At 62.0% G+C, this 14,060-nt stretch carries 10 protein-coding genes; 4 read left to right on the plus strand and 6 right to left on the minus strand.

All coding sequences use genetic code 11. The features are described from left to right. The first annotated feature begins 52 nt into the window (after positions 1-52). Together M5G18_RS05745 and M5G18_RS05750 are read left to right on the plus strand one after the other, a co-directional pair. Positions 53-943 (plus strand): LysR family transcriptional regulator, encoded by an 891-nt coding sequence (locus M5G18_RS05745; RefSeq protein ID WP_273897243.1) that lies wholly within the window; start codon positions 53-55, stop codon positions 941-943. Positions 944-1,046: 103 nt separating this feature from the next. After that, positions 1,047-2,060 carry an ABC transporter substrate-binding protein gene (locus M5G18_RS05750; RefSeq protein WP_273897245.1) on the plus strand — a complete coding sequence of 338 codons (1,014 nt, stop codon included), beginning with the start codon at positions 1,047-1,049 and terminating at the stop codon, positions 2,058-2,060. Positions 2,061-2,120: 60 nt separating this feature from the next. Here the strand turns inward: M5G18_RS05750 and M5G18_RS05755 are convergent, their stop codons facing one another. After that, positions 2,121-2,318 (minus strand): helix-turn-helix transcriptional regulator, encoded by a 198-nt coding sequence (locus tag M5G18_RS05755; RefSeq protein ID WP_273897246.1) that lies wholly within the window; start codon positions 2,316-2,318, stop codon positions 2,121-2,123. Then, positions 2,315-2,689 carry a hypothetical protein gene (locus tag M5G18_RS05760; RefSeq protein WP_273897247.1) on the minus strand — a complete coding sequence of 125 codons (375 nt, stop codon included), beginning with the start codon at positions 2,687-2,689 and terminating at the stop codon, positions 2,315-2,317. The genes M5G18_RS05755 and M5G18_RS05760 overlap by 4 nt, the downstream gene beginning before the upstream one ends. A gap of 274 nt (positions 2,690-2,963) precedes the next feature. On the opposite strand from M5G18_RS05760, the gene M5G18_RS05765 reads away from it, so the two are divergent. Continuing rightward, positions 2,964-3,380, plus strand: a complete 417-nt coding sequence (locus M5G18_RS05765) for an organic hydroperoxide resistance protein (RefSeq protein ID WP_007956881.1) — start codon at positions 2,964-2,966, stop codon at positions 3,378-3,380. An 83-nt stretch (positions 3,381-3,463) separates the two neighbouring features. On the opposite strand, the gene M5G18_RS05770 is transcribed toward M5G18_RS05765, so the two are convergent. The 4 genes from M5G18_RS05770 to M5G18_RS05785 all read right to left on the minus strand — a co-directional run bounded on the left by M5G18_RS05770 (position 3,464) and on the right by M5G18_RS05785 (position 6,972). Further along, complete coding sequence (locus tag M5G18_RS05770; RefSeq protein ID WP_007956880.1) at positions 3,464-3,940, minus strand: copper chaperone PCu(A)C; 477 nt, start codon at positions 3,938-3,940, stop codon at positions 3,464-3,466. Next, positions 3,940-4,545 (minus strand): SCO family protein, encoded by a 606-nt coding sequence (locus M5G18_RS05775; protein ID WP_007956879.1) that lies wholly within the window; start codon positions 4,543-4,545, stop codon positions 3,940-3,942. The genes M5G18_RS05770 and M5G18_RS05775 overlap by 1 nt, the downstream gene beginning before the upstream one ends. 151 nt (positions 4,546-4,696) lie before the next feature. Then, entirely contained in the window at positions 4,697-6,115 is a 1,419-nt protein-coding gene (adeC, locus tag M5G18_RS05780) for an AdeC/AdeK/OprM family multidrug efflux complex outer membrane factor (RefSeq protein WP_273897248.1), read from the minus strand. 62 nt (positions 6,116-6,177) lie between these two features. Further along, positions 6,178-6,972 carry a helix-turn-helix transcriptional regulator gene (locus M5G18_RS05785; protein WP_273897249.1) on the minus strand — a complete coding sequence of 265 codons (795 nt, stop codon included), beginning with the start codon at positions 6,970-6,972 and terminating at the stop codon, positions 6,178-6,180. 492 nt (positions 6,973-7,464) lie between these two features. On the opposite strand from M5G18_RS05785, the gene M5G18_RS05790 reads away from it, so the two are divergent. Next, positions 7,465-13,875: a non-ribosomal peptide synthetase gene (locus M5G18_RS05790; RefSeq protein WP_273897250.1), complete on the plus strand. Its 6,411-nt coding sequence runs from the start codon at positions 7,465-7,467 to the stop codon at positions 13,873-13,875. Positions 13,876-14,060: the final 185 nt, after the last annotated feature.

The following is a 14,060-nucleotide window of genomic DNA, read 5'->3' on the forward strand; positions in this document are numbered from 1 at the left end:
ACCCCGGTGAATGAACATCGGCCAAAACTGCCCAACCGTTCACAGGAAATGTATGAACGCTCCACAACTTCAATGGGAAACCCAGCGTGCCTTTCTTGCGGTACTGCGCACCGGCAGTCTGTCGGGCGCCGCGCGCTTGCTGGGAATCGCCCAGGCCACGGCGCGGCGGCGGATCGAGGCGCTGGAGCAGAGCGTCGGCGTCAGCCTGTTCATCCGCTCGCCCTCGGGGCTGTTGCCGACCGAGACCGCCAGGGAATTGATCGGCCACGTCGAAGCCATGGCCCTGGCCGCCAATGCCTTCAACCGCGCCGCTTCCGCCGACGTGGCGCAAACCGGCGGCACCGTGCGCCTGACGGCCGGCAAGCTATTGGGCGTCGAGATCCTGCCACCGATGTTGCGCCGCCTGCGTCAGCAACACCCGCAATTGGCGCTGGAACTGAACGTGTCGAATCGTCTGCAAACCCTCTCACAGCAAGAGGCCGACGTCGCCGTGCGCATCCGCCGCCCGACCGAAACCTCGGTGGTGGCGCGCAAGGTCGGCGATCTGCACGTCGGCCTGTACGCCACACCCGAATTGCTGGCGGAGCAGGGCGTGCCTGAAACGCCTGAGGATTTGCGCCGTTTTTCGCTGATCGGCCCGGATCGCAATGCGGGCGAGATCGAGTTCCTGCGCGAGCGTGGCTTCGATTGTTCAGCCGAGCACACGGCCATTCGCACCGATGATCATCTGGCGCAATGGGCGGCGTTGCGTGCGGGGCTGGGGATTGGCGTATGTTCCCGGCAACTGGCCGAGCGCCATGGACTGGTGCGAGTTCTGCCTGGAGACGTGGATTTTACGGTGGATGTGTGGATCGCCATGCATCAGGACATGCGCCGGGTGCAGCGGGTATCAGCGGTGTTCGATGGGTTGGGCGCGGACTTGCAGGCGTTTCTGGAAGGCTGACGTTCAGGTGATATCAATATGCGATAACGGTATTTAAATTTCGTTTTTTATAGCGATAGAGTCCCGCCTCACAGATTTCCCGGTAAATCACTGCGAGGTTGTCATGGCCCTACCGTTCAAACGTTCTGCACTGACGCTGCTGGCGGCTTCGCTGGCTGGTTCGCTACTCGGCAACACCGCTCAAGCCGAAGGCAAGATCAGCATCGCCCAGCAATTCGGCATCGGTTATCTGATTCTGGATGTGGTGCGCGATCAGCACTTGATCGAGAAGCACGGCAAGGCCCAGGGCCTGGACATTAAGGTCGACTGGAACAGCATTTCCGGCGCCACCGCCATGAATGAAGCGTTGCTGACCGGATCGCTGGACGTGGTCTCGGCCGGCGTGCCGCCGATGCTCACCGTGTGGGATCGCACCAAGGGCAAGCAGAACGTCAAGGCCATCGCTTCGCTGGGTTCGATGCCCAATTATCTGCTGACCAATAACCCGAACGTGAAAACCCTCAAGGACTTCAGCGACAAGGATCGCATCGCCGTACCGGCAGCGGGCGTGGGCTTCCAGTCACGCACGCTGCAGATCGAAACGGCCAAGGAATTCGGCAATGACCAGTACAAGAAATTCGACGACATCTCCGTCAGCCTGCCGCACCCGGATGCCACGGCCGCGTTGATCGCCGGCGGCTCGGAAATCAATGCGCATTTCTCCAGCCCGCCGTTCCAGTATCAGGCGCTGCAGAATCCCAACGTGCATAAAGTGCTCAGTTCCTACGACGTGCTCGGCGGCCAGGCCACGTTCAACGTGCTCTACACCACTGAAAAATTCCACGACGAAAACCCGAAAACCTACAAGGCGTTCTACGACGCCCTGGCTGAGGCCGAGAAAATTATCAAAGCCGACAAACCTGCGGCGGCCCAAGCCTACATTCGTGTCGAGCAGTCGAAACTGCCGCTGACGCTGGTGGAGAAAATCGTCACCGACCCGGAAATCGATTTCACCGTGGTGCCGCAACGCACCTTTATCTATGCAGAGAAATTGCAGGAGCTGGGCGTGCTGAAAAACAAGGCGGACAGCTGGAAGGATTATTTCTTTGAAGAGGCCCATGGCGGGGCGGGGAGTTGAACACTCGTTTTTTCTGAACAGTCCGCCCGGCAGCACGCGCTGACGGGCGGGCTATTCGTATCAATTCACCGAGTCATCAAAGATGCTCTCAATCGGCATCTCGAACGCCCGGGCAATCTGGAATGCCAGAGGCAGGCTCGGGTCGTAGCGTTCGTTTTCAATCGCATTGATGGTCTGGCGCGAAACGTTCAGTCGTTCGGCCAGATCCACCTGTGACCACTTGCGCTCGGCGCGCAGTTCCTTGAGCCGGTTCTTCATTGGTAGCGGCGCCGCGCGATGCGCAGGCCGACCATCCACATCGCGCCCATCACCGGCCAGACCCAAAGCCACGGGATGTGCGGGGCGCCCACCGTTTCCAGAAAACCGTAAGTGAAGGTCAGCAGGGCCGAGGCGGCGAATGCGAAGCCGAGGGCTTCGAACTGGATACGCAGATACATTTCGTCGAGACGTCGCATGTCACGTACGACCGTCCAGCAGAACAAACCGACCGGAATCATGGGTATCAGCACGATGACGCCGCGCAGGTAAACGTTGGCATCCGCCAGATAAATCAGCGCGAATTGCGATGCCAGCAGCACCACTGCGTACAGGACCATGGCCGCGGCCATCTCTCGGTTGAATCGGTTCATGTCCAAACTCCTATGTAAAAGACGCTTTACATAGTCGTCGAAGCTTTTGCTGATGTAAAGCACGCTTTCCATGAAGTCGAGGTGAGGAGGCTGGACTCCAGGAATTTTTTTTGCCGAGGTCGTCGACGGTCTGTGCGCCCGCACGTCCGCCGGCCGAGTGGGTGGCAAACCCGCGTCTATAGTGAGAGGGCTGTGTGAAACGGGTGGCGCACCTCAAGGATGCGACGGGAGGCGCCGAGTGAACAATCTGCTGTTTTTCATTCAGGAGATCGCCATGAGTCAGATCGAAAAAGTCCTCTACACCGCGAAAACCCACACCACCGGCGGACGTGACGGCGCATCGCGCAGTTCCGACGGGATCCTCGATGTAAAACTGTCGTCGCCCGGCTCCAGTGGCGGCGGGACCAATCCGGAACAACTGTTCGCCGCAGGCTGGTCGGCGTGTTTCATCGGCGCGATGAAAGCGGTGGCGGGGCAGCAGAAAATCAGCCTGCCAGCGGACCTGGCGGTGGATGCCGAAGTGGACCTGGGCACTAATTCGGGAGGGTATCTCCTGCAGGCGCGACTGAATGTAAGCCTGCCGGGTATGGAGCGCGGCGCGGCGCAGCAGCTGGTGGATGCGGCGCATCAGGTGTGCCCGTACTCCAAGGCCACGCGCAACAATATCGAGGTCGAATTGAAACTGGTCTGACATCCATATGCAAAAGGGGCGGCATGATCATCGATCATGCCGCCCCTGTTGTTTTTTGAAGCCGTGTATCTGTCAGTCAGCGATCAATGCATCTTGCTGTGATCGTGGCCTTCCATGGTCAGCGCCTTGACCGGCGCTTTGACTTCCACGGTTTCCTTTTCGCCCTTGGCGTTTTCCACGGTCAGGGTCAGCGGCACGCTGTCGCCTTCCTTCAATTGAGCGGTCAGGCCCATCAGCATCACGTGGTAGCCATTCGGGTCGAAGTTGACGGCTTTGCCCGCCGGCAGGTCGACCGATTTCACCGGGCCCATGCTCATCACGTCGTTCTTCATGGTCATCTCATGAATCTGCACGTCCTTGGCCGCTGGCGAGGCAACGCTGAGCAGCTTGCTGTCGCTGTCGGCGGTGACGGTCATGAACGCGCCGCTGGCCGACTGGTTCGGCACGGTCGCACGCACCCAGGCGTCGTCGACCTTTGTCTGCGCCGATACCTGGAAAGCCAGGCCCAGCAGGGACAGGCCCAGTGCGGCACGTTTGATGTTGTTCAGAAAAGGGTTCATCAGCAGACCTCCATGACGGTAAGCAAATCTTCCGTGCACTCTTGTGCAGAAAGCGATTGAGACAGGCCCACACGCAAGTTGCCCCGGGTGTCGTAGACATAACTGGTGGCGGTGTGGGAGAGGGTATAGGTGTCGCCGGCAGGGACTTTTTCGTAGAACACGTCGAATTCCTTGGCGGTGGCCTTGGTTTCTTCGAGGGTGCCGTACAGCGCGACGAAGCTTGGATCGAAGGTCTTGACGTAGGCGTCGAGGATTTCCGGGGTGTCGCGTTCCGGGTCGAGGGTGATGAACACCACTTGCAGGATGTCGCCGTCCTTGCCCATCAGCTTCTTGATTTTCGCGGCGCGGGCCAGCGTCGTCGGGCAGATCGCCGGGCACTGGGTGAAACCGAAGAAGATCATCGGCATCAGGCCGCGAAAGCTCGACAGCGACACGGTGTTGCCTTCGGTGTCCTTGAGCTTGAAGGTGCGTCCGAGGATCTTGTCGCTCAGATCCTTGCCGTACTTGTACGACAGTTCGCCGCGGGTGTCGCAGCCGGCGAGCAGGCCGAGACCGAGTACGCCCATTCCCGCAAGCACCTTGCGGCGAGTCAACAAAGCCGTCATTTCATACCGCCCTTTGGAGCCCGCCAGTCGGCAGGACAGGCGGGCGGGTTAACCGTAAAAGCGGCGCATGATACCAAAATGATCCGCTGCGCCGGTTTTGGATCGCCGGGCAATGTGGGATCTGGCGACAAAAGGTGTAAGAAAAAATGACTCAAGGTGCTGGCGGAAGCGGCTCGACCGGGCTCCAGCCACCGCCCAGCGCGGTGTACAGGTTCACTTGCGCCACCAGTTGCGCCAACCGGTCGGTAATCAGTCCTTGCTGGGAACTGAACAGCGAACGCTGGGCATCGAGGAACGTCAGGCTGCTGTCGACGCCGCTTCTATAACGATGCTGCGCCATGTCGTAGTAATCCTGGGTCGCCTGCACCAGATCACGCTGGGCCTGGAGTTGCTGTTCGTAGGTCTGGCGCGCCGCGAGTCCGTCGGACACTTCCTGGAATGCCGTCTGAATGGTCTTTTCGTACTCGGCGACGGTGATGTCTTTTTGCAGCTTCGCGTAATCCAGGCTGGCGCGCAGACTGCCGGCGTTGAAGATCGGCAGGTTGATCTGCGGCTGGAACGTCCAGGCCCCGGAGCCGCCCTTGAACAGCCCGGACAGATCGCGGCTGGATGTCCCGGCATTGGCGGTCAGGCTGACACTCGGAAAAAACGCCGCCCGCGCCGCGCCGATGTTGGCATTGGCGGCGCGCAGTTTGTATTCGGCCTGGAGAATGTCCGGCCGGCGTTGCAGCAGATCCGAGGGCAAACCGGCCGGCACGGTTGCCACCAGATCACTGTCCAGCGGACGCGCCGGCAGGTGCTCGGGCACCGGCGCGCCCACCAGCAGCGTCAGGCTGTTCAAGTCCTGGGCGACCTGACGCTGATAACGGGCCAGGCTCGCGCGGGTGCTGTCGACACTGGTCTGCGCCTGAATCTGATCCAGCGCCGAAGACTTGCCGGCCTCGCGGTTGCGGGTGGTCAGGTGCAGGCTTCGTTCGTCGGCGGCCAGTGTTTCCCGGGCCAGCGCCAGCAACTCCTGATCGGCACGCCAGGTCAGGTAGGCGTTGGCGACGTTGGCCACCAGACTCAATTGCGCACTGCGCCGGGCCTCTTCGGTGGACAGCCAGGTCAGCAGCGCCTGCTCGCTGAGGCTGCGCACCCGGCCGAAGAAGTCCAGTTCATAGGCGCTGATGCCCAGGTTCACTGAATAGGTCGAGGTGATCGCCGCCTTGGTGCGGGTCACGCTGGACGGCACCCGCTGACGCAGTTCGTTGGCGTTGGCCGACACCGCCGGCAGCAGATCGGCGCGCTGGATGCGGTACTGCGCCTGAAACGCCTCGACGTTCAGCGCGGCCACCCGCAGATCACGGTTGTTGACCAACGCGCTTTCGATCAATTGCTGCAATGCCGGGTCATTGAACAGCGCGCGCCAGTCCTCGACGCTGGGTGTGGCCGGGGATTGCGCGGCATACGCCGGACCTTGCGGATACTGCGCCGCGCTCGGCGATGCCGGTCGCTGGTAATCGGGAATCAACGAGCAACCGCCCAGCAGCAGCGCGGCGGACAGCAGGGAAATCGGCAACCTGGACATCAAACAGCCTCGTTCACGAATGAGAGCGGACGCCGGGCGCCCATGATGAGAAAAACGCCGGATCAGGCCCCGGCCATCCATTTCGCCAGACCGTGTCGCCCGCTGACCCCAAGTTTGGCGGCTGCGCGCTTGAGGTAGGTCTCGATCGAGCTGTTCTTGACCCGCAGCTTTTCTGCCATCTGCGGCACGGTGCCGCCGGTCAGCAGACCCAGGCAGACTTCTTTCTCGCGCACCGACAAGGTGATGTCGCCCAACGCCAGGCGTTCGTCGAACACCTGTTGCAACGGCGTCTGGGGTTTATCGGCTTGTGGTGCGCGGGGTTGGCGGGCGATGGCTTGTCGACTGATGTGCGCGTGGCGCTCGATCAAGGGCAACAGGGTGTCGGACAGGCGCTTGAGGAACGACAGCTCCGGCAGGGAAAACACCCGATGCGTGTGGGGGCGGTAGAACGAGATGACGCAACGGCGGTTGGACGTGCGGGACACCAGATTGCATTGGTGAACGCTGTGGTGCGGGTGTCGATGCTGGAGCGAGGCTTTCAGTTGAATCAGTAGCGAGTCGTTCATCTCGATCATCTGTTGCAGCAGCGGGTGGTCGTCCGGGTGCTGCAACGGATCCGGGGGCGGGAAGGTGTCGGGCAAACCGGCACTGCCCAACGCCTTGATCTCGACCACGCTGGACTCCCGTTCATCCAGGGTCCACTCACTGAGATGGACGCGATTGACCGGCACGAGGTTGTCGACCAGCTGGAACATGTTGGTGGCAAAACGCTCGTTGCCGGTGCTGGCGATCAACTCCCCCAACTGCCAATAAAAGTGCGGATTTTCCATGTTGCGAAGACTGCCGGTCAGATTCATATCCTTGTCATCCTTGATTTAGAGCCATTGCCGAATCGTCTGCCGTGCATGCACCCGTGAAACGCCCACCCAGTCCTTTCTCCTTGAAATCGATCTGGAGCGGGATTTAAGCCCATGCATTTGTCCTACGTCTGTAGGGGAAAACAGGGACACAAAGTGCCACCATTTCCGAAAAAATGGCGTCACGTTTCTGTCAGATCAATGTGTAAGGTCACGTAGTCCATGACTGTACGGTCTAGTGCGAACCCCGAAATCCGGGGCTTGAGCCGCCGCGTCCCACAATTGCGAGGCGCTAGTCGGTAGCAGCGAGTGGCGATTGTCCTACAGGATTTTCAGCCATTTCTTTCCGAACTTTTAGGGGGATCGCTGACTTATCCGGCCCTGATGGCTCGCAGGCCGGTACGAAGTGGACAGGGTTGTCCGGGTTTCACGTGTCACGCCGGTTTCGGGGCCGATGCTTGAATACGCGCCAAATCACGTGAGATGGATCTTATGAACCAATTTGCTGCCGACGCGGCGGACGGTCTGTCCGCGATTTCCGAGGCCTTCCCGCTGACGGCTGCCCAGCGCGACATCTGGCTCGATCAACTGCGCCAGGGAAATTCGCCGATGTACAACATCGGTGGTTATGTCGAACTGACCGGGCCGCTGGATCCGGCGTTGATGCAGGCAGCGCTTGAAGGGCTCGTGGCCCGGCATGACGCCATGCGCACGATTCTGTTGCCGGGGGCCGGCCAACACGGGTTGCCCCTCCAGCGCTTTGCGCGATCCTTGCCGGCTCCGATGCCGATCCATGACGTTTGCACGCAACCCGATCCACAGTCCGCGGCACGCCGGCTGATTCAGGAACGCATCGAGCAGCCGTTCACACTGGACGGCGGGCCGTTGTTCCGGTTTCTCCTGATCCGCCTCGATGCCGACCATCACTGGCTCTCGATCCTCGCCCATCACTTGATCGTTGACGGCTGGGGTTTTGGCGAGATGCTCAAGTCGCTCGACGAGCTCTATAACGCGCTGGCGCTTGGGCAACAGCTGCCCGATTCGGCGCCGTCCTATATCGATTTCATCCACGACGATGCGCGGTATTACCAGTCCGCACGTTATGCCCACGACCGGGCCTATTGGCTGGACAAGTACCGCAACCTTCCCGAGCCGTTATTGCTGCCCCGTTATCAAGAGCGCTTTGCCGGCAACGCGGCCCCGACCCGGATCGTCTCCCGGGCCTTTCCCGCACGGTTGCACGAGCGCATGAAGCACGTGGCTCGCGTATACGGCGGGTCGGCGTTTCATGTGTTGCTGGCGGCCTTGCACGTGTATTTCAGTCGAACCGCCCAGCGTGACGAATGGGTGGTGGGCGTGCCGCTGCTCAACCGCTCCGGCGCGCGATTCAAGTCCACGCTCGGTCTGTTCACCCAGGTCAGTGCAGTGCGCATGGGCTTTGGTCGTGACCTGTCGTTCGGTCAATTGATCACGGCGATTCGCGATGAGCTGAAGCGTGATTTCCGCCATCAGCGTTTCCCCCTGAGCGAAATGAATCGCGCGTTGGGCCTGCTGCGCGAGGATCGCTCCCAACTGTTCGAACTGACGGTGTCTTACGAGCAGGATGTTCACGAGTACCGCTACGGTGACGCTCAGGCACGGGTCATCAAGGTCTCGAACCACGAGGAGGGCACGCCGCTTTCAGTGCATTTGCTCAGCACCCTCAACAACGACAAAGACAGTTTGTACATGGTGTACAACGAAGCCTATTTCGGCGCCGATGAGATCGAAGCGTTGTCGGGGCGTCTGTTGCTTGTGCTGGAACAGGGCCTGGAACATGTCGATCTGGTGCTGGACGATTTCAACCTGAGCCTGCCGGCCGAATCGGCGCTGTTGCAGCAGTGGAATGACACACGCATTGAATTCCCTAAAGACCTGACCATTCACCAACGCATCGAAGCGCAAGCGGCGACGCGACCGGATGCGGTGGCGGCAGAATCCCAGGGGCAGCGGCTGACCTATGCCGAGCTGAACCGACAGGCCAACGCCCTGGCCCATCATTTGATCGGGCTCGGTGTACGACCCGACGACCGCGTGGCGCTGGTCGCCCGCCGAGGGCTGGACACACTGGTCGCGCTGCTGGCGATCCTCAAGTCCGGCGCCGCTTATGTGCCGGTCGATCCGGCCCATCCTGCGGAACGTTTGAGCTATTTGTTGAGCGACAGCGCTCCGGTCGTGGTCCTGACCCAGCGCGATCTGCGCGAACGCTTGCCGGTGCTGGACGTGCCGCTGATCGAAATCGATTCGCGCGGCTGGCCGATCAACGATCTCAACCCCGACGTCTCGGGACTGACCACCGCGCACCTGGCCTACGTGATCTACACCTCCGGCTCCACCGGTCAGCCCAAAGGCGTGATGGTCGAGCATCACACGTTATCGAATCTGGTCGACTGGCACTGCTCGGCCTTCGATCTGTGTGCCGGTCGCCACACCTCAAGCCTCGCCGGCTTCGGCTTCGACGCCATGGCCTGGGAAGTCTGGCCCGCGCTGTGTGCCGGCGCGACCCTGCACCTGGCGCCGTCTCGTGACGGCGGCGAAGACATCGACGCGCTGCTCGACTGGTGGCGTACGCAACCGCTGGACGTGAGTTTCCTGCCGACCCCGATTGCCGAGTACGCCTTCAGCCGCCACCTCGAACACCCGACCCTGCGCACACTGCTGATCGGCGGCGATCGCCTGCGCCAGTTCAATCGCGAGCAGACGTTCGCGGTGATCAACAACTACGGCCCGACCGAAGCCACAGTCGTCGCCACCTCGGGCCGAATCGAACCGGGCCGGACGCTGCACATCGGCAAACCCGTGAGCAATGCCACGGCCTATCTGCTGGATGACCGACAGCGTCCGGTGCCGATTGGCGTTCCCGGCGAGTTGTACGTCGGTGGCGCCGGTGTGGCGCGGGGTTACTTCAACCGCCCAAAGCTGACCGCCGAACGTTTCCTCGACGATCCATTCAGCCGCCAGCCCAACGCGCGGATGTACCGCACTGGCGACCTCGCACGCTGGCGCCCGGACGGCACCCTCGAGTACCTGGGGCGCAACGACGATCAGGTGAAAATCCGTGGCGTGCGCATCGAGCCCGGTGAAATCGAAGCGGCGTTGAGCAGCCATGAATCCGTGCGCGATGCGGTGGTGCAGGTGCGCGACGGGCAGTTGCTGGCCTGGTTCACCGAACGCCAGCCGCTGGATATCACGCAGCTGCATGCTCACCTCAAGACCCGTCTGCCCAGCGCGATGCTGCCATCGGCCTACGTGCGTTTGACGGCGTTGCCCCTGACGGCCAACGGCAAACTGGATCGTCATGCGCTGCCGGCGCCGGGGCCGGAAGCGTTGATCCGCCGTGAATATGAAGCCCCGCAAGGCGACGTCGAAATCCTCCTGGCGCAGATCTGGGCGGAGGTGCTGCAAGTCGAAAAGGTCGGGCGTCACGATCACTTCTTTGAACTGGGCGGGCACTCGTTGCTGGCGGTCAATCTGATCGAACGCATGCGGCAGCTCGGCATGAGCAGCGATGTGCGCGTGCTGTTCGGCCAGCCGACATTGGCGGCACTGGCCGCGTCGGTGGGCAGTGGCCGCGAGGTCGAAGTGCCGGCCAACCGTATTCCGCCAGGTTGCACGTGGATCACTCCGGACCTGTTGCCGTTGGTAGAACTGGATCAGGCCACCCTCGACCGGATCATCGCCACCGTGCCGGGCGGAGCGGCCAACGTGCAGGACACCTATCCGCTGGCGCCGTTGCAGGAAGGCATCCTTTATCACCACATCACCGCCGCGCAGGGCGATCCGTACCTGCTGCAGTCGCAGTTGGCGTTCGACAGCGTCGAGCGGGTCGAGGCCTATGCGGCGGCGTTGCGTCAGGTCATGGTGCGGCACGATATCCTGCGCACTGCGGTGGTCTGGGAGGGCTTGACCACTCCGGTGCAGGTGGTCTGGCGCGAAGCCCAACTACCGGTGCAGGAAATCATGCTCGATCCGGCGGAGGGCGATGTTCTTGCGCAACTGCACGCGCGCTTCGATGCCCGGCGTTATCGCATCGACGTCAGTCAGGCGCCGCTGATCCGGCTGATGTATGCCCGCGACCCGGCTCACGGGCGGATCGTGGCGATTCTGTTGTTCCATCACCTGGCGCTGGATCACATCGCGCTTGAAGTCTTGCGCCATGAAATGCGCGCCAACCTGCTGGGGCTCGATGAACCGCTGCCGCCAGCGGTGCCGTATCGCAATTACGTGGCCCAGACCCGGCTCGGTGTCAGCGAACAGGAACATGAAGCGTTCTTCCGCGAAATGCTCGCCGACATCGACGAGCCGACCTTGCCGTTCGGTTTGCAGGATGTGCAGGGCGACGGACGCGGTATCGACGAAGCCGTGCGAACTCTTGCACCGGAACTGGATCGCCGCTTGCGCCTTCAGGCGCGGCAGGCGGGCGTCAGCGTGGCCAGCCTGATTCACCTGGCCTGGGCGCAGGTACTGGCGGCGACGTCGGGGCAGGAACACGTGGTGTTCGGCAGCGTTTTTATGGGCCGGATGCAAGGCGGCGAGGGCGCAGACCGGGCGCTGGGGGTGTTCATCAACACCTTGCCACTGCGAGTAGATATGGATCGAGGCGTGCGCGATGCGGTGCTGCTCACCCACGCCCGACTGACCGACTTGCTCGGGCACGAACATGCGTCACTGGCGCTGGCCCAGCGTTGCAGCGGCGTTGCGTCACCGGCGCCGCTGTTCAGTGCGTTGCTCAACTATCGGCACACCGACCTTGAGGCGCAGGAGTCGGCGTCGGACCAAGCCTGGCAAGGTATCCAGACCCTGGAAAATGAAGAGCGCACCAACTACCCGCTGACCCTGAGCGTTGATGATCTGGGCAGCGCCTTGCAGATCACCACGCGCACCCTGATGAGCATCGGTGCCCAGCGCATCGGCGACTACGTGCAAACCGCGTTGCAGGCACTGGTGGATGCGCTGGAGCAAACCCCGCAACAGCCGCTGAATCGCTTGCCGATCCTGCCGGCGACGGAGCTTGAGCAACTGCTGGTCGAATTCAATGCCAGCGAAGTCGATTGCCCGCTCGATCAGCCGCTTCAGGTGTTGTTCGAGCAACAAGTGCAACGCAAGCCCGACGCCATCGCGTTGCAGGCTGGCGAGCATCAACTGACCTATCGCCAGCTGAACGAACAGGCCAACCGTCTGGCGCATCATCTACGCGAGCACGGTGTGCAGCCCGATTCTCGGGTGGCGATCTGCGTCGAGCGCAGTCTGGATCTGGTGGTCGGCCTGCTCGGCATTCTTAAGGCCGGCGGCGCGTATGTGCCGCTGGATCCCGACTATCCGCTGGATCGATTGCATTACATGTTGCAGGACAGCGCCCCGGTGGCGGTGCTGGTACACGAAACTACCCGAAATCTGTTGGGCGATCCGGGTGTGCCGGTCATCGATTTCGACCGTTGCACTTGGCAGGGCGCATCGACTGAAAACCTGCAAGTACCGGGTCTGAGCGCTTCAAACCTGGCCTACATGATCTACACCTCGGGCTCCACCGGCACGCCGAAGGGCGTGATGATCGAGCATCGAAGCGCCTGCAACATGGTTCACTGGGGCTCGCAGATCAGCCCGCCGACCGAGCACGGCGCGCTGTTGCAGAAGGCGCCGTTCAGCTTCGACAGTTCGGTGTGGGAGATTTTCTGGCCACTGTGTTCCGGCCTGCGGCTGGTGCTGGCGCGTCCCGACGGCAACCGCGATTCGGCCTATGTGACTCAGGTGATTCGTGAACGGCAGATCACCGTGGTCAAGTTCGTGCCGGCGCTGCTGCAACAGTTCATCGAACAGGACGATGTCAGCCAGTGCACCAGCCTGACCGACGTGCTCAACGGTGGCGGTGAACTGACTGCCGCACTGGCCCGGCGCGTCCGCGAACGCCTGCCGTGGGTGCGTCTGCACAACGTCTACGGCCCGACCGAAACCACGGTCGACAGCACTGGCTGGACGCTGGAACCTGATCAACCGGTGCCGGAAACCCTGGTGCCGATCGGCGAGGCCCTGAGCAACACCCGGCTCTATGTACTGGATGCCCACGATCAACCGGTGCCGTTCGGTGTCAGCGGTCACTTGCATATCGGCGGGGTCGGGGTCGCGCGGGGTTATCTGGGGTTGCCGGACATGCAGGCCGAGCGTTTCATCGACAGCCCGTTTGTGGCCGGTGATCGCCTGTACCGCACTGGTGATCTGGTGCGCTACCAGGCGGACGGCAACCTCGAATTCCTCGGTCGCAACGACTTCCAGATCAAGCTGCGCGGCCTGCGTCTGGAACCGGGGGAAATCGAAGCGCGGTTGATCGAGCACCCGGCGGTGCGTGAAGCGGTGGTGCTGGTGCGGGACGAGCGGCTGGTGGCGTATTTCACCGTGCGTGAAGGCTTCGACGCGCCTCCTATCGAAACCTTGCGTGCCCATGTGCTCGAGCGTTTGCCGGAGTACATGGCGCCGGGTGCTTACGTGAAACTCGACGCATTGCCCCTGACCCCCAACGACAAGGTCGACCGCAAAGCCTTGCCGGCACCGGGGGCAGAGGCGGTGCTCAGTCGCCGCTACGAGGCGCCCGAGGGCGAAGTCGAAATCCGGCTGGCGCAGATCTGGGCCGAAGTGCTGCAACTGGAGCAGGTCGGACGCAACGATCACTTCTTCGAACTCGGCGGGCATTCGTTGCTGGCGGTCAGTCTGGTGGCGCGCATGCGTCAGGCCGGGCTGCACGTCGATGCGCGGACGCTGTTTAGCCAGCCGACCCTGGCCGCGCTGGCGGCTCAGACTTCGGACCAGGCCAAACAGGTAGAAGTCCCGCAAACCACCATACCGACGCTCAACCGCAAACGTCGGCTCTGAGGCGACATCGGCGTCGATTCTCGGTTCCCGCGGATCGACGCCATGACTGTCCGGTCACGGGGCTTGTCCCCGCTTCCCATGTCAGACACCCAGGCCCCGATGTTTTAGCTTTTCCGGGCTGCGCGCGGCCGCACGGACTCGCCACTGCGCGCTCCTTTTTCCCGAATTTACAGCAGGTTACCCCC

It is taken from the genome of Pseudomonas aphyarum (genome assembly GCF_028657055.1).
GTDB classification, from domain to species: domain Bacteria; phylum Pseudomonadota; class Gammaproteobacteria; order Pseudomonadales; family Pseudomonadaceae; genus Aquipseudomonas; species Aquipseudomonas aphyarum.